The following is a 25,606-nucleotide window of genomic DNA, read 5'->3' as shown; positions in this document are numbered from 1 at the left end:
GAACGGAGATGCACCGAATGAGCCGCACTTCCCCCCACCAGCACCTCCCGCACACCGAGTTGAGCCGCCGCGGTCTGCTGAGGACCGCCGGCGGTCTCGGCGCCGCCCTCGCCCTGGGTGGTGGCGCCCTCGCCACGAGCATGGCCAACACGGCCGACGCGGCGCCCTCGACCTGGACCCACCCCGGCATGCTGCACAACGCCGGCGACATCAACCGGGCCAAGGTCAGGGTCGCCGCGGGCACCGACCCCTGGCTGTCCGGCTGGAACAAACTGGTCGCCAACTCCCACTCCCAGTCCACCTGGACCAACCGGGCCACGGCGACCATCATCCGCGGCGGCACCGGCGAGAACTACTCCCTGCTCTTCAACGACATCGCGGCCGCCTACCAGAACGCGCTGCGCTGGCAGGTCGGCGGCACCGAGGCCAACGCCGTCTGCGCCGCGAACATCCTCAACGCCTGGTCCAGGACGCTCACTTCGGTCACCGGCAACGCCGACCGGTTTCTCGCGGCCGGCATCTACGGCTGGCAGTTCGCCAACGCCTGCGAACTGATGCGCGGCTACAGCGGATTCGACCTCGCCGCCGCCCAGGACATGCTCGCCAAGGTCTTCTACCCGCTCAACAACAGCTTCCTGACCAACCACAACGACGCCTGCATCACCAACTACTGGGCCAACTGGGACCTGTGCAACATGGCCTCCGTCCTGGCCATCGGCATCCTCAACGAGGACAGCGCCAAGTACGACCAGGCGGTCACCTACTTCAAGTCCGGCGCGGGCAACGGCTCGATCGCCCACGCGGTGCCGTACCTGTACACCGACTCCGCCGGGTACGCGCTGGGCCAGTGGCAGGAGTCCGGCCGCGACCAGGGGCACACCGTCATGGGCATGGGTCAGATGGGCGCCATCTGCGAGATGGCCTGGAACCAGGGCGACGACCTCTACTCGTACGACAGTCGCCGCTTCATGAAGGGCGCCCAGTACGTCGCGAAGTACAACCTCGGCCAGGACGTCCCCTTCACCACCTACAACTGGGGCACCGGGCAGAACTGCGCCGCCTCGTCCCAGACCGTGGTCTCCTCCGACTCCCGGGGCCAGATCCGCCCGGTCTGGGCGATGCTCCACTTCCACTACAACCGGCGCCTGGGCCTCGACGACAAGTACATCTCCCAGATGTACTACGACCTCGTCGTTCCCGAGGGGGGTGGCGGCGACTACGGCACCACCAGCGGAGGCTTCGACCAGCTGGGCTTCGGCACCCTGATGTACGCCAAGTAGCGGCCGAACCGCGCTCTGCACCGGAATATCGAGCCGATGTGTGGTGCTCTGTTGTTCATGGTGCAGTAGCGCGGTGAGGAGGCTGGTGGACGTATGACAGCAGTCCAGACAGACCCCGTGGTCAGCACGCCGTACGGGACCGTACGGGGCCGGTACGAGCACCGGGTCGCGGTCTTTCGCGGCATCCCCTACGCGGCCCCGCCCTTCGGCCCCCGCCGCTTCCGGCCGCCCGTGCCGCCCGAGCCCTGGGACGGTGTGCGCGAGGCGGCCGACTTCGGGCCGACGGCCCCGAAACCGCCGTACTCCGACGCCTTCGCGCAGTACCTGTCCGACCCGTTCGTGCCCGGCGACGACTGCCTCAACCTCAACGTGTGGACGCCGGAGCCCGGCCCGGGGGCCCGGCTCCCGGTCCTGGTGTGGCTGCACGGCGGAGCCCTGACCAGGGGATCCTCCGCGGTGCCCGTGTACGACGGGCACGCCTTCGCCCGGGACGGCGTCGTGTTCGTCTCGGTCAACTACCGGCTCGGCGTGGAGGGCTACGGCCTCTTCCCGGACGCCCCCGCCAACCCCGGCCTGCGCGACCAGCTCGCCGCCCTGCAGTGGGTGCACGAGGCGATCGGGGCCTTCGGCGGCGACCCCAGCCGCATCACTTTGGCGGGGCAGTCGGCCGGTGCGATCAGCATCGGCGCCCTGCTGGCCGCCCCGCAGGCCCAGGGCCTGGTCCGGCGCGCCGTGCTGCAGAGCGGGCCGCCCGAGGCGAGCGACCGCGACAAGGTACGGCGGATGGTGCGCCGGATGGCCACCCGGCTGAAGATCCCCGCCACCGCCGCGGCCTTCGCCGAGGTCGACCGCGAGCTGCTGCTGCACACCCAGGCCGAGGTGGGCCGTCGGAGCAGCCCGGTCCTGGGCGGCCCCGCCTTCGGGATCGTGGTCGACGACGACCTCGTGCCGCGTGATCCGCTGGAGGCGCTCATCGAGGGCTCGGTGGCCCGCGGGGTCGAGCTGATGCTGGGCTGGACCAGCGACGAGTACCGGCTCTGGCTCGTCCCCGGCGGCCTCCTGGAGCGCGTCGACCGGCTCGGCCCGGTCGCCCTCGCCGGTGCCATGGCCCGCTGCCACTGCGGCTCCGAGGTGGTCCGCGGCTACCGCGCGCTGCATCCCGACGCCGGTACCGCCGAGATCGTCGGCCAGATGGTCACCGACCACCTGCTGCGCATCCCCCTGCACCGCCTGGCCGAGGCCCGCCCGGGGTCGTCGTACGTCTACGAGTTCACCTGGCCCTCCCACCGCCCGGGCCTCGGTGCCTGCCACGCCCTCGAACTGGGCTTCGTCTTCGACACCGGCGCCGCTCCCGAGTCCGCCAAGCTCGCCGGCGAGGGCGCCCCGACCGAGCTCGCCGACGCCATGCACGGGGCGTGGGTGCGCTTCGCTGCCGACGGCGACCCCGGCTGGCGGCCCTGGGACGCCACCCACCCCGTCCAGATCTTCGGCAAGGGCGATCCGTACGTGGAGTCCGGCCCTCGGGACCACGATTTCGCGGTGTGGACGGCGGACACGACCACGCCGGAGACGGCCCCCGTGAAGGAACCGGCGGAGGGCTGGCCGGCCCGGACCGCGGAGCTCCGGTCGGTCGTACGGCGGCTGCGACGCACCGGACTGGCGCGGCGGCACTGACCGCGCGGGCCCCCGTGTCTCAGGTGCCGGTCGCCGCGACCGAGTCCCGGACCACCACGTGGGTGCCCAGCAGGAGGTGCTCCGCCGGGTCCTCCGCCGTACGGCCGAGCGCGGTGCGGACGGCGAGGCGGCCCAGTTCCTCGTAGGGGACGTGGACGGTGGTGAGCGCCGGATGCAGGTCGCGGGCGAAGGGGATGTCGTCGTAGCCGGCCAGGGAGACGTCACCGGGGACGTCGAGGCCGGCCTCGTGCAGGGCGGTCAGGGCGCCCGCCGCGACCATGTCCGTCGCGGCGACCACGGCCGTGAACTCCAGGCCCTCCTTCAGGGCCCGGCGCATCAGACGGTGACCGGAGTCGCGGGTGAAGTCGCCGTTCAGGACCAGCGCGGGGTCGGGGTCCAGGCCGCGCCCGCGGTGCGCGGCGAGATAGCCGCGCTCACGGCCCTGCGCGGTGGTGTGGTCCGCCTTGCCACCGAGGAACAGGACCCGCCGGTGGCCCTGGGACAGGACGTGGGCGACGAGCGCGTAGGCGCCGCCCTCGTTGTCGTACTCGATGACCGTCACCGGGGCCCCGGGGCCGAGCGGCGGCCGTCCGCACAACACCAGGCGGGAGCCGGCGGAGGAGAGCGAGTCGGCCATACGGCGGGTGCGCTCGCGGTACTCGACGGTGTCGGCGGCGCCGCCCACCAGGATCACGGCGGCGGCGCGCTGCGCCCGCATCATCTCCACGAACTCCAGTTCGTGCTCGACGTCGCCCTCCGTGCTGCACACCAGACACAGATGGCCCAGCCGGTTCGCCTCACGTTCGACGCCGTGGGCCATCAGGGCGAACGACGGGCCGGTGATGTCCTCGAGCACGAACGCGAGCGTGGGCGTGCCGACGCCCGCGATCGCCTTCGCGCGCGCGTCGGCGACGTAGTCCATCTCGCGCACGGCCCGCATCACGCGCGTGCGGGTCGCCGCGCTCACCGGATACACCCCGCCGAGCACCCGTGACACGGTCGACGCGGACACCCCGGCCCGCGCGGCGACATCCCGGATCGTGCTCCGGCTCGCGTCCTCGCTCTTCCTGGTCATCCCTGCCTCGCCCCCTCGGGAACAGCGGCAACACCGACGGAAACCGGTTCCCGAGCGGAGGCTAGCAGGGGGAGTGGGGCGGGGTTAAGAGGCGGGCGCGCAGCGCCCGCAGGGGCGCGGGGAACTGCGCGAGCAACCGCGACGAACGCCGCAGCCGCAAGACGACGGAACCCCGAAGGCGAGCAGGCGCACCGCTCCCGCTAACGCAGAGCTGCCGCGATCCCCGAGATCGCCCCCGGCCCCACCCGGCAGCACCCCCCGATCAGCCGCGCCCCCGACTCCCGCCACCCCGTGACCTCCTCCGACGTGAACGAGGACCGTCCCTCCCAGCGGCGCGCCTCCGCGTTCCAGGACTCGCCGCTGTTGGGGTAGACCACGACCGGCTTGCCGGTGACCCGCGCGGCCGTCTCCACCGCGTGGTCCACGTCCTGCGGGACACAGCAGTTGACGCCGACCGCGATGACCTCGTCCACGTCGGCGGCCAGGGCGAACGCCTCCTCCAGGGGCTGGCCGGCCCGGGTGCGGTCGCCGGCGACGGAGTAGGAGAGCCAGGCCGGCACACCGAGACCACGGATGGCGCGCAGCAGCGCCTGCGCCTCGTCGCTGTCGGGGATCGTCTCCAGGGCCAGGACGTCGGGCCCGGCCGCCGCGAGCACCTCGAGCCGGGGCCGGTGGAAGGCCTCCAGCTCGGCCACGCTCAGGCCGTACCGGCCCCGGTACTCGGAACCGTCCGCGAGCATCGCGCCGTACGGCCCGACCGAGGCCGCCACGTACAGCGGCCGCCGGACCCCCTTCGCCCACGCCTGCCGCGTCGCCTCGCGCGCCAGCCCGACGCTCAGGGCCAGCAGTTCCGCCGCCCGCGCGCGCTCGATCCCGCGCTTGGCGAACCCCTCGAAGGTGGCCTGGTAGCTGGACGTGATCGCCACGTCCGCGCCCGCCTCGTAGTAGGCGAGATGCGCCTCGGTGATCGCCTCGGGCCGCTCCGCGAGCAGCCGCGCCGACCACAGCTCGTCGCTCAGATCGTGCCCGGCGGACTCGAGCTGGTTGGACATCCCGCCGTCGAGGACGACAGGGCCCGCCGCGAGGGTGTCGGCGAGGGGGCGGGAGAGGGCGTCGGGGACTTCCGGGGTGTCGCTGGTCATGCCTCGACGCTAGCCGAAGGGACAGGAGAGAGCCCCGGCCGTCCGGTACGCGAACACCGGGACCGGCATGTGGGCCCACTGAAGGGCGCCGCGGAGCCCCGGCCCCGCTCAGTGGGCCGCGTGCCGTCCGCCCTCACGTCGCTTGCCGCGCCTGCGCACGGTCGGCGGGACCACCAACCCGCCCAGCAGCCCCAGAGCCAGAATGTACGGCCACCAGCCCAGCCCCTCCGTCTCCGCTCCCGTCACGCGAGGTGCCGCTGCCGGAGCCTTCGACGCGGTATCGGCACGGACGCCCGGTGAGGCGCTCGCCGTGACCGCGGTCAGTGCGACGTCATTGCCGTCGCCGCCCCGATAGGTGATCCGGTACGTCGCGTCGGCGAGCTTGAGCCGCGTGCCCTCCTTCAGGCCCTTGAAGGCGCCCGTGGTCCTCGACGTGCCCGTGTTGTCCAGCACGGTGATCCTGCGGGCGGGGTGGGTGCCGACGGCCGAGAAGTCGAGCTCACCGGCCAGCCGTACCGGGCCCGTCACCTTCAACGGGCCCTCTCCCAGGATCAGTTCACCCTTCGGGGTCTGCGTGTAGCCGCCGGAAACGGTGAGTCCGCCCGCGACCACACCCTCGTTGGTGACCGCTCCCTTCACCGCGCCCTTGCCGGACAGCGAGGAGACCACGCGAAGGCCGGCCGTGCCCGCGTCCAGCCGTGCGGCCGTCGAGGTGAGCCGGATCCCCTTGCTGCGGGCGAGAGTTGCTCCGCCCCGCAGGGCGAGCGTGCCCTTGCGGACCGTCGTCGTCCCCGTGTACGTCACCGCGCTTCCGGTCAGTGTCGTCGTCGCCCTGCCCGCCTGGGTGAGGGAGCCGCTGCCGCTGATCCGGGGCAGGGCCAGGGGCTTGGCCGTGTTGCCGAGGATCAGCGAGCCGTTGTTCACGACCTTGTAGAGACCGCCCCCGGTGTAGAGCCCGCCGTCGCCGCCCGGCTTGCCGCTGCCGAGGCGGAGCACGGCGCCCTTCTCGACGGTCGTGGAGCCGTCGTAGTACTGGACGGCCGCGAAGGTGACGTCGTTGCCCTTCGTCCCCTTGATGACGATGTCACCCGCGCCGGGCGCGGACAGGGTGTCGTGGAAGCGGCCACCGCCGATGGGGGCGCCCAGGGTCACCGGCCCGTTGTAGTCGAAGGTCAGCAGGGAACGGGAGCGCGCCGCCAGCAGGTTGATGTACACCGTCTTCGCCGTGCCCGGCATGAAGATCCTACTGGTCGTCCCGTCGCCCCACTGGACGTTCGCGCCCTTGATGTTGGTGCCGCGCTTGTTGACGTGCTTGGTGGCAGGCGTCCAGTTCAGGGCGGGGTCGCTGAGTGAGGGGTCGGTGTCGCCGCCCTGGTTCGACCAGCTGTACTGGCCGGTGAGGACCACCTTGCCGCCGGGCCGGGACTGGACGTTGATGTCGCTGCCGTACTCGCGCTGGTAGAAGTCCATCCGCTGGGTGACGGTCCGGCCCAGCGGGGTGTCCACGGTCCAGGTGCCCTGGTTGAGCACCTTGCGTACGCCCGGCAGCGAGGTCGCGTACTCGGGCCGCCCGGCGTTGGCCTGCGTGCCGTTGTCGATGACCCCGGAGAACGGGCCTGACGTCAGGTCCCAGGTGCCCCACAGGAAGCGTGGCTGGGTGATCAGGCCGGAGCCGCTGACGGCGCCCAGGTTGTAGGCGCTCTTCAGGGCCAGCCGCAGGGTGCCGTCGACCCGGATGTTGTCCTGGTTGAGCCGGAACGCCGGGGTGTTGTACGGGAAGTGGCCGATCAGGCCCGTGGTCCCGCCGTTGCCGTACTGGAGGGTCGCTCCGCGCATGACCGTGATCGCGGGCGGGTCCGGGCGGGTCGTGGTGACGTACGGGTGGTTGCCGCCCGGTGTCCGCACGGACTGCCGTTGCAGGGACTTCGGCAGCGTGAAGTCGCTGTCCCTGGTCAGGATCAGCGTCCCGCTGCCGCGCACGGTGAGCGTGCCCTCGCCGCGGAACACCCCGTCGTACGTCGTCGTTCCCGCGGGCACGGTGACGACGGTGTCGCCGGTCAGGGTGACGTCCCGGTCCGCGAGGACGTCGGCCGTGACGTCACGGGAACCTACGGCCGACGCCGGGGGAGCGGTGACCAGGAGGGCGGCCGCCGCCAGGGCTCCGGCCGCGGCTGCTGTCTTGTGGAAATGGCTGCGCACATGACCGGAGACGGGCGAGGTGCGGGCAGATAACAGAAAACCGAAAACAGAAAGCGCCTTCTTCTGATCCCGTCCGACCCGTTGACCTCCTGGTTCCCCAGCCTTACCTTTCGGCTGTTCGCAATAACAACAGATGTTCTCAATATCGAACATCTCTCTCAGGACACCCCCCTCCGAGAGGCAGTCCGTATGAGCCGCGCCCCCGACGTCCCCCACCGACGACTGCTGCTGAAAGGTGCCCTGGCCGCGGGCGCCCTGGCCGCCACCCCCACGGTCGCCGAAGCCGCACCCCGCCCGAAGAAGGCCGCTCCCTTCGTGAACCCGCTCGTCCGCAACCGCGCGGACCCGTACATCCACCGTCACTCCGACGGCTACTACTACTTCACGGCCACCGCCCCCGAGTACGACCGCATCATCCTGCGCCGCTCCCGCACCCTGGGCGGCCTCGCGACCGCCGACGAGTCCGTCATCTGGACCAAGCACCCGACCGGTGTCATGGGCGCCCACATCTGGGCGCCGGAGATCCACCGCGTCGGCGGCAAGTGGTACATCTACTTCGCCTCCGCGCCCGCCGAGAGTGTGTGGGACATCCGGATCTGGGTCCTGGAGAACGCCAACCCCAATCCCTTCAAGGGGACTTGGGTGGAGCGGGGCCAGATCAGGACCGCCTGGGAGACCTTCTCCCTGGACGCCACCACCTTCACCCACCGCGGCAGCCGCTACCTCGCCTGGGCCCAGCACGAGCCCGGCCTGGACAACAACACCGGCATCTTCCTGTCGAGGATGGCGAACCCGTGGACCCTGACAGGTCCTCAGATCAGGCTCTCCACCCCGGAGTTCGACTGGGAGTGCATCGGCTACAAGGTCAACGAGGGCCCCTCGGTCATCGCCCGCAACGGCCGGCTCTTCATGTCCTACTCGGCCAGCGCGACCGACTGGCACTACTGCATGGGCCTGCTCACGGTCGACGCGGACGCCGACCTCATGAACCCGGCGCACTGGTCCAAGTCCCCGACCCCCGTCTTCACCAGCAACGACACCACCAAGCAGTACGGCCCCGGCCACAACTGCTTCACCGTCGCCGAGGACGGTCGCAGTGACGTCCTCGTCTACCACGCCCGCCAGTACAAGGAGATCGTCGGCGACCCGCTGAACGACCCCAACCGCCACACCCGCGTCCAGAAGCTCGGCTGGCACGCGGACGGCACCCCGAACTTCGGCATACCGGTGGCGGACACCGCCACGGACACGGAGGTCGCGTCATGAGACGTGCTTACGCGGTACTGCTCGCCCTGTGTCTGGCCCTGGCCGGCGCCCTGGTGACCGCCGGACCGGCCCAGGCCGCTGCGCTGACGATCCCCAACGGCGTCCAGTTCACGGACACGTCGGGCAACGCCCTGCACGCCCACGGCGGCGGGGTCATCAAGGTCGGCTCCTACTACTACTGGTTCGGCGAGGACCGCAACTCCGACAACACCTTCCGGTACGTGGACGCCTACCGCTCCACCGACCTGAAGAACTGGGAGTTCAGGAACCACGTCCTGACCCAGTCCAGCGCCCCGGAGCTCGCCACCGCCTACATCGAGCGGCCCAAGGTCATCTACAACGCGTCCACCGGCAAGTTCGTGATGTGGATGCACAAGGAGAACGGCACCGACTACAGCGAGGCCCGCGCCGCCGTCGCCGTCTCCTCCACGGTCGACGGGAGCTACACCTACCAGGGCAGCTTCCGCCCGCTGGGCGACAACATGTCCCGCGACATCACGACGTTCGTCGACTCCGACGGCACCGGCTACATGGTCTCGGCCGCCAACGAGAACTACGACCTGCACATCTACCGGCTCACCGCCGACTACACCGGCATCGCCGCTCTGGTCGCCAACCCCTGGGTCGGCGGGCACCGCGAGGCACCGGCCCTGTTCAAGCGGGGCGGTGTCTACTTCATGCTGACGTCGGGCGCGACCGGCTGGAGCGCCAACCAGCAGCAGTACGCCACCGCGACCTCCCTCGCCGGCCCGTGGACCTCGATGGCGAACGTCGGTGACTCCACGACCTACAACTCGCAGACCGCCTACGTCCTTCCGGTGCAGGGGACTTCGGGCACCTCGTACCTCTACATGGGCGACCGCTGGGGCAACTCCTTCGGCGGGACCGTCAACGACTCCCGGTACGTGTGGCTGCCGTTGACCTTCCCCACCTCCACCACGATGTCCATGTCCTGGTACCCCCAGATCGCGATCGACGCGGCGGCCGGGACGATCAGCGGCACCAGCGCCACGTACAACACGCTGGTCTCCCGCAACAGCGGCAAGTGCGCGGACGTGGCCAACCAGTCGCTGTGGCAGGGCATCGCGATCAGCCAGTACACCTGCAACAGCGGTGCCAACCAGAAATGGTGGTTCAAGGACCTCGGCACCGGCTACTACCAATTGGTCGGCCGCGGCAGCTCCCTGTGCCTCCAGGAGAACGCCACGAACGTCACCCAGGAGAACTGCGGCAGTGCGACCACCCAGCAGTGGTCGGTGGTCACGTCGGGCTCGTACGTGAACATCAAGGCCCGGGCCTCCGGCGAGTGCCTCGACGTGAACGGCGCGTCCACCGCCAACTCCGCCGCGATCATCACGTACACCTGCAACGGAGCGGCCAACCAGCAGTGGACGCGCGGGACCTGACGTCAGGCCAGCAGATCGATCGCGTCGATCGATGTGCCCGCACTGAGGAAGGACGTCGACCCCGAACCGCTCGCCACGTAGATCTTCAGCGTGTTGTAGGCGCTGGTGTCCGTCCGCCAGGCGGACGCCGGCACGCTGTAGGTGAACGTGTAGTTGTTGCCCCGGTACGAGCCCACGGTCAGCGACCGGGTGCTCGGCTGGGTGGGCGGGGAGGGCACGGCGGAGGTCCAGGTGTCGTTGACGACGACCTGCGGGCGGCCGTTGGCGTAGGCCGTCGTCACCCCGATGCGCAGGGTGTGCGCGGCGGCGGCCTGGGCGGCCGTCAGCTTGAAGTAGACGATGATTCCGCTGTTGACGTCCTTCCACAGGTAGCAGGGGAAGGCCGAGGTCTCGGTGCCGCTGCCGATGACGACGTTGCCGGTCCAGGAGGAGGCGCGGACGTCGGACGGGTGGGCGTACGTCATCAGATCGGCGTTCTTGAAGCCGCCGGGCGTGCCGTCCCAGTTGTTGATGCGCCAGATCGCGCTCGCGTTGCTCGGATCGTTCGAGGCCGGGATCGCGATGCTGTTGAGCGTGGTCGTGCCGCCCGCGCTGACGCTCACCGAGGTGGTGTAGACGGCGAGTTCACCCTTGAAGACGGTCAGCGTGTACGTCCCCGGCAGCACACCCCCGATGGAGAACCAGCCGTCCGAGGCCCGCGCCGAACCCCAGTACTGGGCGGCGGAGTTGGCGAGCCCGACGGTGTAGGCGTACGCCGTGTTCCGCCCGGTGATGCCGACGCCGGCGACCTTGCCCCGGCCGCTCGCGGGGACGTAGCCCGAGATGCCGAGCGAGTCCGCCCACGAGGTGGTGAGGGTCCCCGGGTACAGCGCGGAGGAGGGGGCGCCGCCGTCGGTGAAGGCGATGACGTAGGGGCCCTGGAGGCCGAAGCGCTGGGCCTCCGTCTGGTTCTCGCCGTAGTACAGGATCTCGTACAGGCCGCCGCCGTCCGCGCTCTGGTGGCGCAGGAGGGAGCGGTAGAACGGTCCGCCGGAGGCCTTCTCGTGGTTGGAGCGCACGATGTACAGGCCGACGCTGCCGGTGGTCCAGCCGACGTAGTTGTAGTCGATGACCCGCGCCTTCGCGTAGTGCTTGGAGCGGGTCTGGCCGTCGGACTTCGCGAAGACGTCGGAGGCCTCGATGGTGGTGGGCGCGTAGGTGTACGAGTCGGGCTCGTCGTTGAGGAACTTGCCCGCGTTGACGCGCAGGATGTAGCGGGTCGCCGAGACAGAGTCGTCGGCCTTGTTGGTCCACAGGTAGACGTTGTTCTCACCGCTGCGGGCCGCGTAGTAGTGCTTGAGCGTGCCGTACGCGACCGAGATCAGGATCGTCGTACCGGACTGCTTGATGCTCACGGTGGACGTGCCGAGGCCGGACTCGATGTGCGAGTTCTTGCCGCCGTAGCCCTGGTACTGCGTGCCCTTGTAGACCAGCGAGGTCAGGTCGCCGTTGGTCTTGCTGACCTTGAAGACGAGGCTCGCGCCGGTGTCGACGACGTAGTTGGAGCCGTCGTCGCTCCAGCCGAAGCTCGCGGCGGACGCGGTCTCGGCGAGCGGTCCGGCGAGCGCGGCCGTCCCTGCGGCGGCCGCGGTGCCGAGGACGAAGGTACGGCGTCCGACCGGTCTGTTCACGGTGGATTCGGACATGGGGGTGCCTCCTCCGAGAGGTGTGGGGGTGGTGCGGGTGCTTTGGAGAGTGACAGTTGAATCGATTTCGCGAAAGGGCTTTCGCTCGCTGGAAGTTGGCAATCTTGTGAAAACGGTTCAAGGTCTAGAAAGCGCTTGCAGATGGCGGTACGGTCCGGCGCCAGGTGTTGTCCCCCTGACGGAGGAACCACGAATGAGACGTTTCAACCTCGCCCTGCTGGCGGCGGTGGCGCTGGCCTCGGGCCTGACGGCCGTCCCGGCGCAGGCGCACACCGGACGTCCGCCAGGCCTCGAGAGCTGCACCGCGGCCGGCTGCCACTTCGACGTGCCGCCGGGCACGTACGACGTGAAGGTGCTTCTCGGCGGTGACGCGGAGTCGCACACCGCGATCAGCGGCGAGACCCGGCGTTCCCTGCTGCCGGAGACGGCGGTCGCGGCCGGCGAACGGGCCTCCCGCAGCTTCACCGTGAACGTCCGCACCCCGGAGGGCGAGCCCACAGGCCCCGACGGCACGCCCGGCCTGGACCTCGCGCTGGGCGGTTCGGCCCCCGCACTCGCCGGCATCAAGGTCACCCCCGCCCGGCACACCCGCCAGATCTTCCTGGTCGGCGACTCCACGGTCTGCGACCAGCCCGGCGACCCGTACTCCGGCTGGGGCCAGCAACTGCCCCAGTACCTGCGCAAGGGCCTGTCCGTGGCCAACTACGCCGACTCCGGCGAGAGTACGGTGACGTATCTGGCCGAGCCGCGCCTGTGGGCCACGGTCCAGCCGCTGATCCGTCCCGGCGACCTCGTCCTCGTCCAGCTCGCCCACAACGACAAGACGACCGACGAGGCGACGTACCGGGCGAACCTGGAGACACTGGTCGCGGGTGTGAGGGAGAAAGGCGGGAACCCTGTCCTCGTGACGCCCATCGTGCGACGCTGGTTCAACTCGGACGGCACGCTGAACAACGGGACGGCCCTGCTGGTCAACGGCCTCGGGGTGGACCATCCCGCGGTGATCCGCTCGGTGGCCGCGGCAGAGGACGTCCCGCTGATCGACCTGACGGCGAAGACGAAGTCGCTCGTGGAGTCCTTGGGAGTGGAGGGCTCGAAGGCGATCTACCTCTACAACGAGAAAAGGGACAACACCCACACCTCCGTACACGGCGCCACCGTGTACGCGGGCCTGGTCCGCGACGAACTGGTCGCACAGAGGCTGGTGCCCGCAGGGCTGGTGCGGGTGGGATAGACGCCTGGGGCGTCCCGACCGGAACCGGGGCGCCCCAGGTCTGTGATGTGAGCCGCGAGCCTGCGAGTCTGCGAGCCGAAGAAAGAGAACCGATGCAGCTGCCCCCCGAGGACCGCACCCTCAGTCCGTACACCGGCTACACGCGCGCCCACTGGGAGGCCGCGGCCGACGCCCTGCTCGCCGCGGTGGAGCCGTACGCCACCGAGGACCGCGCCCTCTACCACCTCCCCGGCGACCGGCAGAGCTGGTCCGGTCGCCTCTCCGACGGGCTGGAGGGCTACGCCCGTACGCTCCTGCTCGCGGCCCTCCGCCAGGACGGGACCGCGCTGGAGCGGTACGCGGACGGGCTCGCCGCCGGAGTCTCGGGAGTCTGGCCCCGCATCGAGGACCGCAGCCAGCCGTTGGTGGAGGCGGCGTCGATCGCGTTCGCGCTGCGGATCACGAAGCCGCTGCTCTGGGACCGGCTGGACGACGCCGTACGGCAACGCGCCGCGGCCTGGCTCGGCGACGCGCTGACCGCGGAGGCCTGGCCCTGCAACTGGGAGCTCTTCCCGGTCACGGTCGCCGGCTTCCTGGCGTCGGCCGGGTATGAGCCGGACGCCTCCCGCAAGGCGATCGACCGCGGGCTGGAGCGCATCGAGCAGTGGTACGTCGGCGAGGGCTGGTACACCGACGGCGACGGCCGCAAGTTCGACTACTACAACGGCTGGGCCATGCACCTCTACCCGGTGCTGCACGCCTGGCTGGCCCAGGACGAGGGGTTGACGGACCTGTACGGCGGCCGTCTCTCCCGCCATCTCGAGGACTACGCCCGCCTGTTCGGCGCCGACGGTGCCCCGATGCACCAGGGCCGCTCCCTGACGTATCGCTTCGCGACGACGGCCCCGCTGTGGCTGGGCGCGCTGACGGGCCACACCCCGCTGCCCCCGGGCGAGACCCGGCGGCTGGCCTCCGGAGCCCTCAAGTACTTCCTGGACCGGGGCGCGGTGGACTCCCACGGCCTCCTCACCCTCGGCTGGCACGGCCCCGACCCCGCCGTCCTGCAGAGCTATTCGGGCCCGGCGTCCCCGTACTGGGCGAGCAAGGGCTTCCTCGGCCTGCTCCTCCCGGCCGACCACGCGGTGTGGACGGCGGTGGAGGAGCCGGGCCCGGCCGAACGCTCCGACGCGGTCACTTCGATCACCGCCCCCAACTGGCTCCTGCAGTCCACGAGTTCCGACGGCCTCGTCCGCCTCCACAACCACGGCAGCGAGGACGTCCGCTACGACCCGTACTACACCCGCCTCGCCTACTCGACGGTGACGGAGCCCTCGACGTCGTACGACAACAGCGTGATCGTGGACGGCGATCCGAGCCGTACGGAGATCGTGCCGTTGGGGGTGGGGGAGGGGTGGGCGGCCTCGCGGCACACGGCGGCCGGGGGTACGCGGGTCTCCAGTGTCGTGCTCGCCCAGGGAGCCGTGGAGGTACGCGCCTTTCTCGTGGCCGGGGCCGAGCCCGGGACGTCGGTGCGGGTGACCGGGTGGGCCCGGCGGGAGGGTGTGCGGGCCGAACTGCTGCCCGCCGTGGGCCTCGACGACGAGCTGAGCGGGGTGACCGGGGAGGGGGACACGTTGTTCGTCGCGCTGGCCCGGCTCACCGGTGACGCGGATGCCGTGCCGTTGGGGGAGACGGTGACCGTACGGGCCGTAGGGCCCGGGGAGTTGACGGTGGCGTGGAGCGGGGGCCCCGAGACATGGGTCCGTCTGGACGACTCCGGCGTGGACATCACCGCCGGGGACTGAGCCGCCTCGGGCAGTATGAGGATCATGGGTGGCATGGACGAACTGGTCGAACTGCTGGGCCGGGCCGGGCTGGAGGTCGTGGGGGAGCGGCGGGTCGAGGAGGTGCCGCCGCCTCCGGTCGTATGGCGGCATGTCATCGGGTCCGAGGTCGAGCCGACCGTGGCGGTGGCGGACGACCGGCCGGATCTGGTTGCCGAACTCAACGCTCAGTGGCACCGGTTGGCGTCCGACGCGGGAATCCTCGGCGGTGACGGGGTCTTCCTCATCGACTTCTCCGGTAACCAGGACCGGCGTTGGGTGCGGGTCCGGCTGACCGACGGCTGGGATCTCGCCGGGGTCCTGGGGCCGCGGCCCGGGCAGCCGGAGTTCCTCACGCTGTCCCTGGACGGGGACGCGATGGTGGGCGCCACGACCGAGGAGTACGCGGTCTGGCTCGTCGCGGTCGACCGGCTAAGGGAGCGCCATGAGGAGGCCGCACGGGCGGCCGGAGCGGAGACACCGGAGGAGCGTGCGGCCGCGTGGGTGTCCTTGTTCGAGGGGCCGAAGCCCCTCGGGAAGCTGCTTGACGCGTGGGCGGACGGACTCTCGCTCAACCCCGGCACCCCCAGGGATCTGTGGCCGACGCTGGTGGAGCGGTCGTGGTACACAATGTACCGCGCACTGCCGGCGGACGCCGTGGACGCCCTCCTGGCCCACCCGGACCCGAAGCTGCGGATGCGGGCGGTCGAGCACCAGCCGAACATCACGCCTGAGCAGTGGGCGCGCGCGATCCTCGCGGAGCGGGATGAGCGACAGCGGTGGATCCTCACCATGCTGGCCGCCGACCGCTGGGCAGAACTTCCCGAGGACGTGTGCCGGGAACTCGCCGCCGACCCGTCCCCGCGCGTCCGCTCCGAGACGGCCCGCCTCAAGGGCCTGCCCGCCTCCCTGTCGGTCGGCCTGGCCGCCGACCCCGACGGCGGCGTGCGCTACGTGGCCTGCACGGCGGCCTGGCCGCACCTCGACGCCCCGGCACGAGAGGCGCTGCTGGCCGATCCCCATGACATCGTGCGGGCGCGGGCGCTGCTGCTGCACCACCGGGAGCGCCCGATGCCGTTGCCGGTGTTCGAAACGCTGGACGTCAAGACGGACGCCCTGGAGACCTGCCTCCTGGGGCGCGAGCTCGCCGAGCACGTGGCACGGCACGGGGAGTCGGCCGAGCGCCGCTCTCTGGCCCGCAACCCGGGACTCGCCCAAGACCTGATCGGTCTCCTCCGCGAGGATCCCGACGCCGGCGTGCGGTTCAAGATCTCGACGCGAGCAGACCTCACCGAGGAGCAACGCGCCCGAATCCTCTACGACTTCGACCCGGGCGGCCACTATTTCCCGCTCGACTGGGTCGTCGCCCTGCACGACGACCGGGACGCCATGCGCCGCCTGGCGGCCTCCTCCCACCCCCTCGTCCGCAGAAGCGTCGCCCGTGCCCGGCACCTCCCGCCGGACGCCGTGGCCCTTCTCGCCGACGACGAGGACCGCGTCGTCCAGCTCTTCCTCGCCGAGTCCTGTGACGACGCGCCCGCCGACATGCTCATGCGGGTGTGGCAGTGGTGGGACGGCAGCCTCACCAACCCCGACCGGCCGCGCGGCCACCCCAACTTCCCCCGCCACGACCTCCTGCGGTACGCCGACGACCCGAATCCGCGCATGCGCCGACTGGCCCTCGACGACCCGGAGTCCACGCCTGAGCTGGTCGAACGGCTCAGCCGGGACAGGAGCGAAGAGGTCCGCCGCCGAGCCGTGACCGACCCGCGGCTCTCTCCGGCGGCCGCGGCACGACTCCTGGAGGACCCGCACGAACACATCCGCAGCGCGGCCGCTCGCCACCCCCACATGCCGGCCCGCATCCTCGTCCAGCTGCTGCGGCAGGGAACCGGTTCCGCGGAAGCCGCCGCCCAGAACCCGGCACTGCCGGTGGAGGTCATGCGGCGCATGGTCGAGCGGCTCCAACCACTCAGGGCCTGAGGCGGGCGATCCGCAGACTCGTCGAGGTCGGTGACGCGCCCGTCAGCGGCTTCGTGTACGACGGTGCGACCGGGACGTACGCCCAGGCCAGCGTGCCGTCCTTCTGGACCGCGATGTCGCCGGTGATCCGAGCCGACACCACCTTGTCCGCGCTCTGGAACGTGCCGTTCCAGTCGATGAGCCGGAAGTGCGTGCCCGTGAAGGTGCCGGTGCAGGTGCCGCACGCGCACTTGGCGTTCTTCACGGACTCCCAGGACACGAGAAGGCGGTTCTTGCCGTACGGCGCCACGTGCACGTCGACATGTTCGGTGCCCGGCGCGTTCGTGAGGTAAAGGGCTTTGCCCGGACCGGAGTTGCGGTTCTTCAGGAAGGCCACCGCCACCTGGTGGGTGCCGGTCTTCGGCTTGACCGTCCAGCCGCGGCCGCTCGAGTCGTCCGGGTTCTTCTTCGCGGACGCGGCACCGCGCGAGGCGAAGGCGGTCGCGTAGCGGCCCGTCGAGGACTTCACCAGGTCGCCGGTGCGGCCGGCGAACGTACCGCCGCAGTACCCCGCCCAGCACTGCTCGCGCTGCACCACCGGAGCCACGTCCGGGGCGCCGATGCCCGTCGACACGAACAGTCCCGAACGCCATTCGTCGAAGCAGAGGGAGGTGAAGTCACCGGTGGTCTCGGCGTGCAGCGCCACGCCCTCGTTGTGGCTGCATCCCCAGCCCCAACCCCCGCTGAGCTTCGCGCCCTTGGCGCTGACGTACGACAGCTTGTCGCCGAAGTGGCCGTCCGCGAAGCCGCCCGCGCCGTGCACGACGAAGTAGGCGCCGTACTTCTTGCCGTTCCAGGTGAGTTGGCCGTCGAGGGTGGGGAGGTGCGGTTCGAGAAGCTCAACATCAAGAACATGACCGCCTCCGCCAAGGGGACGGCCGAACAGCCCGGCAAGAAGGTCAGGCAGAAGGCCGGGCTGAACCGGGCGATCCTCGCCCAGGGCTGGGGCCTGCTCCGGCAACGCACCGAACACAAGGCCCCCGGACGCATCGAGGACGTCCCCGCCCCCTACACCTCCCTGCGGTGCAGCGCCTGCGGATGGATCGAGAAGAAGTCGCGCAAGAGCCAAGCCGACTTCATCTGTGTGTCCTGCGGGTTCACCTGCAACGCGGATGAGAACGCAGCAAACAACGTCGCGGCAGGACAGGGCGGGATTCCCCGCCCCCGGCGATCAGCCGGTGCCGGAGGGGTGACAGCGGCCACCGGCCGTTCGAGTGCCTGTGAACCTCAACCCACCTGGGTTGGAATCCCCCTCTTTTAAGAGGGGGAGGATGTCAAGTACTACGCCGACGCGCTCGGCGACCTGTCATGACCGCAGGCCGGTCCCGAGCAGCGTCCGCGTGAGCCGGTCGGCGAAGTCCACCGGGTGCTGGAGGATGCCGAGATGACCGCCGGGAAACTCGACGAAGTCGGCCTGTTGCGCCTTCGCGAGGAACTCGGCGGTCCGGTACAGGAGTTGACCGTGGGAGTCGGTCCCCGCGGCGACGGTGAGGCGGGCCTGCGCGGGGCCCGCCTCGGGGACGTACGCCGTGAAGGGCGAAATGACATGCGCCAGGGAGAGGGCCATCGGAGTCGCCAACTCCTCCTCGCGGCTGAGGGGTTGGCCCTCCGGAAGCTCCCCCGCCGCCCGCTCCTCCAGTACGGCGGTCATCAGGGCGCCCGCCGCCGCGAGTCCCTTGGCCCGGTAGACCTCGGCGACCTCTCGGAACGCGGCCTGCTGCCGCGCCCCGTCCGGCAGCACCCCCACACACGGCGGCTCGTGCGCGACGACGTGCCGCAGCCGCTCCGCGTGCCGGGCGAGCAGATCGAGCGCGGCGATGGCCCCGGCGCTGGTGCCGAGGACGTACGCCGACCCGCCCTCCGGGAGCGTCGCGTCGAGCACCCGCCGCGCACCGTCGCTCCAGTCCTGGACCCGCTGGTCCTCGACGGGTTCGCCGAGGCGGCCGTGGGCGAGGCCGAGGGGGTCGTACGTGACGACGGTGAAGTGCCCGGCGAGCGACTCCGTCATCGGGCCGAGGCCCATCGGGTGTCCGGCGCCGCCGGGGAGCAGCAGCAGTAAGGGGCCGTGGCCGGTGATGTCGTAGTGCAGGTCAGTCATCTGTGCTCTCCTCTTGGGGCCAGTTCTCGAGTGCCACGTGCAGGGCGTCGACCGCCCTGTCCCAGGACTTCCGTACGTCGCGGGGGGCGCCGAAGCCGCCCGCGGACTCCAGGGCGCAGTAACCGTGGAAGGTGGCGCGCAACAGGCGTACCGCGTCGGTGAGATCGGGTTCGGCGAGGCCGTAGGCCCGGAGCATGCCGTAGGTGATCTCGGCGGTGCGGTGGAGCGCGGGGGTGCCGGCGATCAGCGACTGGTCGATCCGGATCTGTGTGGCCGCGTACCGCCCCGGCCGCTCCTGCGCGTACGCCCGGTAGGCGCCGGCGAAGGCGACCAGCGCGTCCTTGCCGGCCCGCCCCGCCACCGCGACGGCGATCCGGTCGATCATCTCGCCGCCGGCGAGCAGGGCGAGCCGGGTGCGCAGGTCCTGGAGGCTCCTGACATGCGAGTACAGGCTCGCGTCCTTCACGCCGAAGCGTTTGGCGAGGGCGGTCAGGGTGATGTTCTCGAAGCCGATCTCGTCGGCGAGGTCGGCGGCGGCCTCGGTGAGGCGGTCGGCGGTGAGGCCTGCGCGGGGGCTCATGCGTGCTCCGTAGACCTGTGCGTGCTCCGTAAAGCTAGGGTCCCTAGGCATATTACTTGACCCTATAGGAAAAGGCGCTGAACAACCTTGTCTGATCTGAGAGTTGACTCTCACAATATGTGAGAGGACAGTCTCATGACATGCAGTCCGACAATCGCTTCGGCGATATGGAGATCACCGATCCGAAGGCCATGCGGGCGCTCGCGCACCCTGTACGGCTGGCCATCCTGGAACGCCTCCAGCGGCATGGTCCGGCCACCGCCACTCAGTTGTCCCCGCACGTCGGGGCGACACCGTCCGTGGCGAGCTGGCACCTGCGGCATCTCGCGGGCTTCGGGCTGGTCCGGGACGCCGTCGAAGGCGGGGCGGACCGGCGGGAGCGGCGCTGGGAGGCGGTGGCGCGCGGGTTCCGGTTCGAGACGCCCGAGGACGAGGACGGGCGGGCCGCGGCCCAGTTGCTCGCCGGGGAGATGTTCGCCCGTACCGCCGACCTTCCGATGCGCTGGCTCACCGAGACCGGTCCCGGACTGGAGCAGGAGTGGGTGGGCAAGGTTGTCGCGAACAACACCCGGATCGTGGTCACCGCCGATGAACTCGCCGCTCTCAAGGACGCGATGGAAGAGCTCCTCGCGCCGTACGTCACCCGCGATCCCGCGCGGCGACCGCAGGACGGCAGGGGCGTGCGGGTGCTCCTGTACGCCTTGCCGGAGGCGGCCGACGGCACCGACGACGACGGCACGACCGCATGACACGCGAAGCGGGGCGGGCCTCCTTGTGGCGTGATCCGCGCTTCGTCCGGTGCTGGGCCAGCAGCGCCGTCTCACAGTTCGGCGACCGGGTCTCCGAGGTCGCGGTGCCGCTGATCGCGGTCGGGCTGCTGGACGCCTCGGTCGGGCAGGTGGCCTGGCTCACCGCACTTGCCTGGGCGCCGAACCTGCTCGCCCTGGTCCTGGGGGCGTGGGTCGACGGCCGGCCCCACAAGCGGCGGCTGCTCGTCGTCACCGACTTGGTACGGGCGGTCGTACTACTGTCCCTGCCCCTCGCGTATCTGTGGGACGCCCTCACGCTCGGTCAGCTGTACGCGGTGGCGCTGCTGACCGGTTTCGCGGGCGTGGTGGCCGGGTGCGCCTGGATGCCGCTGTTCGCACGGCTCGTGCCGAGTTCGTCCTACGTCGATGCCAACAGCAAGTTCAGCGCGGCCCGTTCGGCCTCCTTCATCGCCGGTCCCGCGGCGGGCGGCGGGCTCGTCCAGGCACTCGGCGCGCCGGTCGCCGTGGTCGCGGACGCCGTCTCCTTCCTGGTCTCCGCGCTGCTGCTGAACCGGGTCGTGGTCGACGAGCCCGCACCCGCCGACCGGACCGGTGCCGTCGTGCCCGCGTTGCTGCGTGACGCCCGCGAGGGCCTGGCCTTCGTCATGCGGCAGCCGGTACTGCGGGCGGGCCTCGGGTGCACCACGACCGTCAACTTCTTCACCTTCCTCGCGGGCACCGGCATGGTCGTACTGTTCGCCGACCGCGAGCTCGGGCTGTCCCCGGCCGCCATCGGGCTGACCCTCGGCATCGGGGCGGGCGGCTCCCTCGTCGGGGCGCTGACCGCTCCGCGGGTGTCGAGGCGGATCGGGGTGGGGCGGTCCGTCACCGTCGGGGCCGTACTGTTCCCGGCGCCTTTCGCCCTGGCCGCGATCGCCGGTGGGCCGGCCTGGGCGGCCGCCGGGCTCCTGGCTGCCGCGTACTTCCTGGTCGGCATGGGCGTCATGTGGTTCGACGTCAACCTCAACTCGCTGCAGGCCGTGGTGACTCCGGATGCCCTGCGCAGCCGTGTGGTGGGCGCCTACAGCACCGTCAACTACGGCATCCGCCCCCTCGGCGCCCTCGCCGGTGGCGCGCTGGCCACGGCCTTCGGACTCCGGGTGACCCTCGTGACGGTCGCCGTCGGCGGGGTGCTGTCCGTGCTGTGGCTGCTGCCGTCGCCGATACCCGGGATCCGGTCCCTGGAGACCGGACCGTGGCACGGAACGGCCGAACCGCCCACTCCCACAAGGGAGTCGGGCTCGCCCGGCCACCCCGCGCGGACGGACCAGGGGGACTCCCGCCGCACCACATCCCGCGATGCCCGGGGCGCGTGACGCGGCGCCGAAAGTCGTTTCCGTGCCGGGCTCGGCGGCTCTAGGGTTGCCCAGGTTGTCCGGGACCTGGGGAGGGGTATGGCGTACGAGGCGCGGCGTGACGGAGAGTCCGATGGCCGTACGGCTACCCCACCGTCCGACGACAAGCCGCGCCCGCTGTGGCGGCAACGGGACTTCGCCGTCTTCTGGGCCGCCCAGACCCTCTCCGTCCTCGGCGACTCCTTCGCCCTGATCGCCTTGCCCCTGCTGGTGCTGGAGGCCACGGGCTCCCTCGCCCGGATGGGGCTGCTGACGGCGGTGGGCGGCGCGGCCGCGGTCGTGGCGGCGGTGTTCGCCGGGGTCGTGGTGGACCGGGTCGACCGACGTCGGCTGCTGATCGGCTGTGACCTGGTACGCCTGGTGCTGTACGGCGTGATCCCGGTGGTCTGGCTGCTCGGGCCGCAGGTCTGGCTGCTGTACGCGGTCCTGCCGCTGTGCGAGGCCGTCGGCACACTGTTCGCCGTCGGCTACGTCACCGTCGTACGGAGTCTCGTCGGGACCGGGCAACTGACCGAGGCCAACGGGCGGTTGAACGCGACCGCGGCGGCGGCCGGCGTCCTGGGCCCGCTGTGCGCGGGCATGGTGGCCGCGTGGACCGGACCGGCCGCCGCCGTCGGGGTGAACGCCGTGAGCTTCGGGGTGTCGGCGCTGTGCACGGCCTTCGTACGGTTCCGGGCGCGGCCCGTCGCAGCCGACGGCGAACGCACCGGTCTGTGGCGGGACTTGCGCACCGGGGCGACCTTCCTGCGCGGCCACCCCGTGCTGCGTGCGCTCACCGCGCTGCTGTTCGTCTTCAGCTTCCTCACCTTCGGCCTGAACGACCTGATCATCTACCACCTCAAGCACGACCTGGGCCACGGCGACGGCACGGTCGGCACCGTCATGGCCGTCGGCGCCCTCGGAACGATCACCGGCGCCCTGCTGGTGGCCCGGGCCCGCCGCCGGCTCGGCTTCGGCGTGACCTGGTCGGCCGCGGTCGCGGTGTGCGGGCTCGCCTTCGCCGGCATGGGCTGGGCGCGGGACGTGCCCGTCGTCGCGGCCCTGAGCGCCGCCTTCCTGGCCTGCGTCGCCGTGGCGGGCACCTGCTCCATGTCCCTGCGCCAGGAGGTCACCCCGGAACCGCTCCTGGGCCGGGTCACCGCCGCCTTCTGGACCCTGCACTACTCGGCGGCCCCGATCGGCGCGGCCGTCCTCACCTGGGCCGCCGAACACCAGGGCACGGCCCCGGTCGGCGTGGCCGCCGGCGCGTGCTGCGTGCTGATCGCGATCACGGCGGCCCTGTTCACCCCCGTCCGGCGGGCCTGACACCGCGTCCGCCGGCAGGGCCCGCCGTCACCCGTTCACCCCCGCATAATGCCGAAGACTCCACCGCCACAGCACCCGCGACCCCAGGTACGCCACCACCCCCAGCAGCGGCGACACCGCCGCCAGCCAGTACGGGACGCCCGTGTCGTGGCCGTGGCCGGTCAGGACCGCTGCCGGGAAGTAGGCGACGAAGGCGAGGGGGAGGCCGTAGGTGAGGAGGCCGCCGACCGCCTTCGGGAGGACGTTGAGGGGGTAGCTGCCGAAGGTGCCGAGGAGTTCCTCCAGCCAGCGGCTCCAGTAGTCCGCGGCCGGGAAGCGCAGGCCGGCGCAGGTGATCGCCGTGAAGAGGGCCGCCTCCAGGAACATGCCGCCGACGATGGCGGCGATCAGGTAGGAGATACGGCCCGGTGTCCAGTCCAGATGGCTGCGGCTCAGCGCGCCGACCATCAGGCCCACCGCGACCGTCAGGTCGCCGATCGCGTTGGTGGGGAAGAAGGCCAGCTGGAGTTGGCGGTACACCGGCATCGGGCGGGTCAGGTAGATGTCGATCCTGCCCTCCTGGATCTGCCGTCCCGCGCCGTGCACCCGGCCCAGCAGCAGGACGAACAGCGCGTGCGCGAGCATCCTCGTCGCCGGGATCAGCAGGACCTCCGAGCTGTCCCAGCCGCCCATCCCGGTGAACCGGGTCAGCAGCACGGTGGCGAACACGATCACCGACACCTGCCAGATCGCGCCGATCGCTATCATCAGCAGGAACTCGGTGCGGTACTCCAGCTGGGCACGGAAGTTGAGACGCGTGACGCGCCACGCGATCCGCATGCCGTTCACTGGCCTCAGCCTCCTTGGGAGATGACGCGGCGGGCGGCCCGCCGCCACAGGAAACGGGTGAACAGGAAGAGCGCCACCACCCAGAACGCCTGGATCGCCAGCTGTTCGAAGGCGTCGGAGAGCGGGATGCGCCCGATGTAGATCGACAACGGCACGCTCAACGTGGCCTGGAACGGCAGGAATCCGCTCAGTGTGATGAACCAGTCCGGGAAGAACCACAGCGGCGCGTACACACCGGACAGCAGGTTCTGCGCGAAGATCAGGATCAGCATCGCCGCGTTGTTGCGGACCGTCCAGAAGCACAGCTGGTCCAGGGTGAGCAGCACGAAGTACAGGACGCACTGGCCCAGGAACAGGCTCAGCGCGAACACCCCTGCCACGGCTGCCGACCTGGGCGGGTCCACCACCCCGGCCGCCAGGCAGACCAGGTAGCCGCCGAGCGCCCACGCGAAGCCGTACACCTGCTCGCCCAGCGCGCGCAGAGCGTGGTAGCGCTGGGGCGGCAGCGGGCGCAGATACCAGTAGACGATCGTGCCGAAGTGCATGTGCTGGAGCACGGTGTCCCGGCCCGCGTACTGGTCCAACTCCCTGAGGCGGGAGGCGAGTACGGCCAGCACGGCATACGTGACGGCCTGGCCCTCGGTGAGGCCCGCGGTGGTGCCGGTGTGTGCGTACAGGCCGTGCCACAGGGAGGCCACCAGCACCACCTGGACGGCCAGGCGGACCAGCACGGCCGTCATCCGGGGCGGTGCGTGCAGCTCGCCGAGCGGGGTGACGCGGGCGGCGCGCCAGGCGTGCAGGACGGCCATGTCAGACCGCCTCGGTCGCGGGTTCCGCGTGGACGTAGGCCGCCCGCATCACGTCTTCGAGGTCGGCCTCGTCGATGGCGACGCCCGTCACCTCGTACCGCTCGATGACCGCCTTCAGGGCCTGGTGCACGGTGGGGGAGTCCGGCCCGTCGGGGCTCTCGGGGCCGAACACGACCTGGGGCCCCTCCTTGCGCAGCACCGCGATCCCCGGCAGCGGGACGACCTCCGTGTGCGCGTCGGCCAAGGTAGCGCGGACCTGCCAGGTGGACCCGAACCTGCGGCGGATCTCGTCGAGGCTGCCGTCGAGGACCAGCCTGCCGTGGTTGATCAGGACGACCCGCTCGGCGAGCCGCTCGACCTCGGTCATGTCGTGGGTGGTCAGCAGGACCGTACGGCCGCGCTCCTCCACCTGGTGGCGCAGGAACTCCCGCACCTGCTCCTTGACCACCACGTCCATGCCGATGGTCGGCTCGTCGAGGAAGACGACCGGCGGATCGTGCAGCAGCGCGGCGGCCAGGTCGCAGCGCACCCGTTGGCCGAGGGAGAGATGGCGCACCCGGGTGTCCCAGAACGTGGAGAGTTCCAGGATGTCGTCGAACTCCTTGAGGCGCGCGGCGTGTTCGGCCTTCGGCACCTCGTAGATGTCCCTGAGGATCGAGAACGACTCGCGCACCGGCAGGTCCCACCACAGCTGGGTGCGCTGCCCGAACACCGCGCCGATGTTACGGGCGTTGCGTTCGCGATCCTGGTACGGCACCACGCCCGCCACCCGGGCCTCGCCGGAGGTGGGCGTGAGGATGCCGGTGAGCACCTTGATGGTGGTGGACTTGCCGGCGCCGTTCGGGCCGAGCAGGGCGAGGAGTTCGCCGGGTGCCACGTCGAAGGTGATGTCCGAGACGGCGTGCTTGGCGACCCGCTCCGGGTTGACCAGGGAGCGAAGGGTGCCGGCGAGGCCGGGGCGACGGACGGTGGTGTGGAAGGTGCGGGACAGGCCGCGAACCTCGATGCTTCCGGGCACGCTGTGAACTCCCTTGTTG

At 71.0% G+C, this 25,606-nt stretch carries 21 protein-coding genes; 11 read left to right on the top strand and 10 right to left on the bottom strand.

What is annotated here, in order from left to right; all coding sequences use genetic code 11:
- Nucleotides 1-17: 17 nt before the first annotated feature.
- Nucleotides 18-1,280, top strand: a complete 1,263-nt coding sequence (locus OG841_RS10785; protein WP_371564629.1) for an alginate lyase family protein — start codon at nucleotides 18-20, stop codon at nucleotides 1,278-1,280.
- A gap of 93 nt (nucleotides 1,281-1,373) precedes the next feature.
- Complete coding sequence (locus tag OG841_RS10780) at nucleotides 1,374-2,954, top strand: carboxylesterase/lipase family protein (protein WP_328641620.1); 1,581 nt, start codon at nucleotides 1,374-1,376, stop codon at nucleotides 2,952-2,954.
- Nucleotides 2,955-2,973: 19 nt separating this feature from the next.
- Here OG841_RS10780 and OG841_RS10775 read toward each other — a convergent pair whose 3' ends face one another.
- The 3 genes from OG841_RS10775 to OG841_RS10765 all read right to left on the bottom strand — a co-directional run bounded on the left by OG841_RS10775 (nucleotide 2,974) and on the right by OG841_RS10765 (nucleotide 7,370).
- Nucleotides 2,974-4,029: a LacI family DNA-binding transcriptional regulator gene (locus tag OG841_RS10775; RefSeq protein WP_371564626.1), complete on the bottom strand. Its 1,056-nt coding sequence runs from the start codon at nucleotides 4,027-4,029 to the stop codon at nucleotides 2,974-2,976.
- A 200-nt stretch (nucleotides 4,030-4,229) separates the two neighbouring features.
- The gene (mmuM, locus tag OG841_RS10770; RefSeq protein ID WP_328641622.1) at nucleotides 4,230-5,171 is read right to left on the bottom strand and encodes a homocysteine S-methyltransferase; all 942 of its coding nucleotides are present in this window, start codon (nucleotides 5,169-5,171) and stop codon (nucleotides 4,230-4,232) included.
- Between the two features lie 108 nt (nucleotides 5,172-5,279).
- A complete protein-coding gene (locus tag OG841_RS10765) occupies nucleotides 5,280-7,370 on the bottom strand; it encodes an autotransporter (RefSeq protein WP_328641623.1) in 2,091 nt (696 codons plus the stop codon).
- A gap of 189 nt (nucleotides 7,371-7,559) precedes the next feature.
- Here OG841_RS10765 and OG841_RS10760 point away from each other — a divergent pair, with 189 nt between their 5' ends.
- Nucleotides 7,560-8,636: a glycoside hydrolase family 43 protein gene (locus OG841_RS10760; protein ID WP_328641624.1), complete on the top strand. Its 1,077-nt coding sequence runs from the start codon at nucleotides 7,560-7,562 to the stop codon at nucleotides 8,634-8,636.
- Nucleotides 8,633-10,042, top strand: a complete 1,410-nt coding sequence (locus tag OG841_RS10755) for an RICIN domain-containing protein (protein ID WP_328641625.1) — start codon at nucleotides 8,633-8,635, stop codon at nucleotides 10,040-10,042. The genes OG841_RS10760 and OG841_RS10755 overlap by 4 nt, the downstream gene beginning before the upstream one ends.
- A gap of 2 nt (nucleotides 10,043-10,044) precedes the next feature.
- Here the strand turns inward: OG841_RS10755 and OG841_RS10750 are convergent, their stop codons facing one another.
- The gene (locus tag OG841_RS10750) at nucleotides 10,045-11,727 is read right to left on the bottom strand and encodes a rhamnogalacturonan lyase B N-terminal domain-containing protein (RefSeq protein ID WP_371564620.1); all 1,683 of its coding nucleotides are present in this window, start codon (nucleotides 11,725-11,727) and stop codon (nucleotides 10,045-10,047) included.
- Between the two features lie 193 nt (nucleotides 11,728-11,920).
- Between OG841_RS10750 and OG841_RS10745 the strand changes: the two genes are divergently transcribed.
- From OG841_RS10745 to OG841_RS10735, 3 genes are all read left to right on the top strand, one after another.
- Nucleotides 11,921-12,961 carry a rhamnogalacturonan acetylesterase gene (locus tag OG841_RS10745; RefSeq protein ID WP_328641627.1) on the top strand — a complete coding sequence of 347 codons (1,041 nt, stop codon included), beginning with the start codon at nucleotides 11,921-11,923 and terminating at the stop codon, nucleotides 12,959-12,961.
- Between the two features lie 92 nt (nucleotides 12,962-13,053).
- The gene (locus tag OG841_RS10740; protein WP_371564617.1) at nucleotides 13,054-14,745 is read left to right on the top strand and encodes a DUF2264 domain-containing protein; all 1,692 of its coding nucleotides are present in this window, start codon (nucleotides 13,054-13,056) and stop codon (nucleotides 14,743-14,745) included.
- A gap of 33 nt (nucleotides 14,746-14,778) precedes the next feature.
- Nucleotides 14,779-16,746: a PE-PGRS family protein gene (locus tag OG841_RS10735; RefSeq protein WP_371564615.1), complete on the top strand. Its 1,968-nt coding sequence runs from the start codon at nucleotides 14,779-14,781 to the stop codon at nucleotides 16,744-16,746.
- Here the strand turns inward: OG841_RS10735 and OG841_RS10730 are convergent.
- A complete protein-coding gene (locus tag OG841_RS10730) occupies nucleotides 16,736-17,548 on the bottom strand; it encodes a hypothetical protein (RefSeq protein ID WP_371564613.1) in 813 nt (270 codons plus the stop codon). The genes OG841_RS10735 and OG841_RS10730 overlap by 11 nt on opposite strands.
- Between OG841_RS10730 and OG841_RS10725 the strand changes: the two genes are divergently transcribed.
- Nucleotides 17,543-18,046: a zinc ribbon domain-containing protein gene (locus OG841_RS10725; protein WP_371564611.1), complete on the top strand. Its 504-nt coding sequence runs from the start codon at nucleotides 17,543-17,545 to the stop codon at nucleotides 18,044-18,046. The two genes, OG841_RS10730 and OG841_RS10725, sit on opposite strands and share 6 nt — an antisense overlap.
- Before the next feature lie 45 nt (nucleotides 18,047-18,091).
- Here OG841_RS10725 and OG841_RS10720 read toward each other — a convergent pair whose 3' ends face one another.
- Together OG841_RS10720 and OG841_RS10715 are read right to left on the bottom strand one after the other, a co-directional pair.
- Nucleotides 18,092-18,883, bottom strand: a complete 792-nt coding sequence (locus tag OG841_RS10720) for an alpha/beta fold hydrolase (protein ID WP_371564609.1) — start codon at nucleotides 18,881-18,883, stop codon at nucleotides 18,092-18,094.
- On the bottom strand, nucleotides 18,876-19,463 hold the full coding sequence (locus OG841_RS10715) for a TetR/AcrR family transcriptional regulator (protein WP_371564607.1): 588 nt from the start codon (nucleotides 19,461-19,463) through the stop codon (nucleotides 18,876-18,878). The genes OG841_RS10720 and OG841_RS10715 overlap by 8 nt, the downstream gene beginning before the upstream one ends.
- A gap of 140 nt (nucleotides 19,464-19,603) precedes the next feature.
- Between OG841_RS10715 and OG841_RS10710 the strand changes: the two genes are divergently transcribed.
- The 3 genes from OG841_RS10710 to OG841_RS10700 all read left to right on the top strand — a co-directional run bounded on the left by OG841_RS10710 (nucleotide 19,604) and on the right by OG841_RS10700 (nucleotide 22,932).
- On the top strand, nucleotides 19,604-20,212 hold the full coding sequence (locus OG841_RS10710) for an ArsR/SmtB family transcription factor (protein WP_328641633.1): 609 nt from the start codon (nucleotides 19,604-19,606) through the stop codon (nucleotides 20,210-20,212).
- Nucleotides 20,209-21,588: an MFS transporter gene (locus tag OG841_RS10705; RefSeq protein WP_365122154.1), complete on the top strand. Its 1,380-nt coding sequence runs from the start codon at nucleotides 20,209-20,211 to the stop codon at nucleotides 21,586-21,588. The genes OG841_RS10710 and OG841_RS10705 overlap by 4 nt, the downstream gene beginning before the upstream one ends.
- A 78-nt stretch (nucleotides 21,589-21,666) precedes the next feature.
- Nucleotides 21,667-22,932 carry an MFS transporter gene (locus OG841_RS10700; RefSeq protein WP_328641635.1) on the top strand — a complete coding sequence of 422 codons (1,266 nt, stop codon included), beginning with the start codon at nucleotides 21,667-21,669 and terminating at the stop codon, nucleotides 22,930-22,932.
- A gap of 27 nt (nucleotides 22,933-22,959) precedes the next feature.
- Here OG841_RS10700 and OG841_RS10695 read toward each other — a convergent pair whose 3' ends face one another.
- Genes OG841_RS10695 through OG841_RS10685 form a run of 3 tightly spaced genes read right to left on the bottom strand, consistent with a single transcriptional unit; the run spans nucleotide 22,960 to nucleotide 25,587 of the window.
- A complete protein-coding gene (locus OG841_RS10695) occupies nucleotides 22,960-23,760 on the bottom strand; it encodes an ABC transporter permease (protein WP_328641636.1) in 801 nt (266 codons plus the stop codon).
- Between the two features lie 5 nt (nucleotides 23,761-23,765).
- Nucleotides 23,766-24,569, bottom strand: coding sequence for an ABC transporter permease (locus tag OG841_RS10690; RefSeq protein WP_371564600.1), 804 nt, complete (start codon nucleotides 24,567-24,569; stop codon nucleotides 23,766-23,768).
- Nucleotide 24,570: 1 nt separating this feature from the next.
- Nucleotides 24,571-25,587 (bottom strand): ABC transporter ATP-binding protein, encoded by a 1,017-nt coding sequence (locus tag OG841_RS10685; RefSeq protein ID WP_371564599.1) that lies wholly within the window; start codon nucleotides 25,585-25,587, stop codon nucleotides 24,571-24,573.
- Nucleotides 25,588-25,606: the final 19 nt, after the last annotated feature.

Source organism: Streptomyces canus, from assembly GCF_041435015.1.
GTDB classification, from domain to species: Bacteria; Actinomycetota; Actinomycetes; order Streptomycetales; family Streptomycetaceae; genus Streptomyces; species Streptomyces canus_G.
The sequence above is the reverse complement of the archived record's forward strand: the minus strand, read 5'-3'. Positions and strand labels throughout refer to the sequence as shown.

Bases quoted from the DNA above. Each gene is read 5' to 3' on its own strand.
- OG841_RS10775 (WP_371564626.1), bottom strand. From the start codon at position 4,029: ATGACCAGGAAGAGCGAGGACGCGAGCCGGAGCACGATCCGGGATGTC.
- OG841_RS10735 (WP_371564615.1), top strand. From the start codon at position 14,779: ATGGACGAACTGGTCGAACTGCTGGGCCGGGCCGGGCTGGAGGTCGTG.
- OG841_RS10750 (WP_371564620.1), bottom strand. From the start codon at position 11,727: ATGTCCGAATCCACCGTGAACAGACCGGTCGGACGCCGTACCTTCGTC.
- OG841_RS10745 (WP_328641627.1), top strand. From the start codon at position 11,921: ATGAGACGTTTCAACCTCGCCCTGCTGGCGGCGGTGGCGCTGGCCTCG.
- OG841_RS10700 (WP_328641635.1), top strand. From the start codon at position 21,667: ATGGCGTACGAGGCGCGGCGTGACGGAGAGTCCGATGGCCGTACGGCT.
- OG841_RS10755 (WP_328641625.1), top strand. From the start codon at position 8,633: ATGAGACGTGCTTACGCGGTACTGCTCGCCCTGTGTCTGGCCCTGGCC.
- OG841_RS10785 (WP_371564629.1), top strand. From the start codon at position 18: ATGAGCCGCACTTCCCCCCACCAGCACCTCCCGCACACCGAGTTGAGC.
- mmuM (WP_328641622.1), bottom strand. From the start codon at position 5,171: ATGACCAGCGACACCCCGGAAGTCCCCGACGCCCTCTCCCGCCCCCTC.
- OG841_RS10740 (WP_371564617.1), top strand. From the start codon at position 13,054: ATGCAGCTGCCCCCCGAGGACCGCACCCTCAGTCCGTACACCGGCTAC.
- OG841_RS10780 (WP_328641620.1), top strand. From the start codon at position 1,374: ATGACAGCAGTCCAGACAGACCCCGTGGTCAGCACGCCGTACGGGACC.
- OG841_RS10715 (WP_371564607.1), bottom strand. From the start codon at position 19,463: ATGAGCCCCCGCGCAGGCCTCACCGCCGACCGCCTCACCGAGGCCGCC.
- OG841_RS10760 (WP_328641624.1), top strand. From the start codon at position 7,560: ATGAGCCGCGCCCCCGACGTCCCCCACCGACGACTGCTGCTGAAAGGT.
- OG841_RS10720 (WP_371564609.1), bottom strand. From the start codon at position 18,883: ATGACTGACCTGCACTACGACATCACCGGCCACGGCCCCTTACTGCTG.
- OG841_RS10710 (WP_328641633.1), top strand. From the start codon at position 19,604: ATGCAGTCCGACAATCGCTTCGGCGATATGGAGATCACCGATCCGAAG.
- OG841_RS10705 (WP_365122154.1), top strand. From the start codon at position 20,209: ATGACACGCGAAGCGGGGCGGGCCTCCTTGTGGCGTGATCCGCGCTTC.
- OG841_RS10690 (WP_371564600.1), bottom strand. From the start codon at position 24,569: ATGGCCGTCCTGCACGCCTGGCGCGCCGCCCGCGTCACCCCGCTCGGC.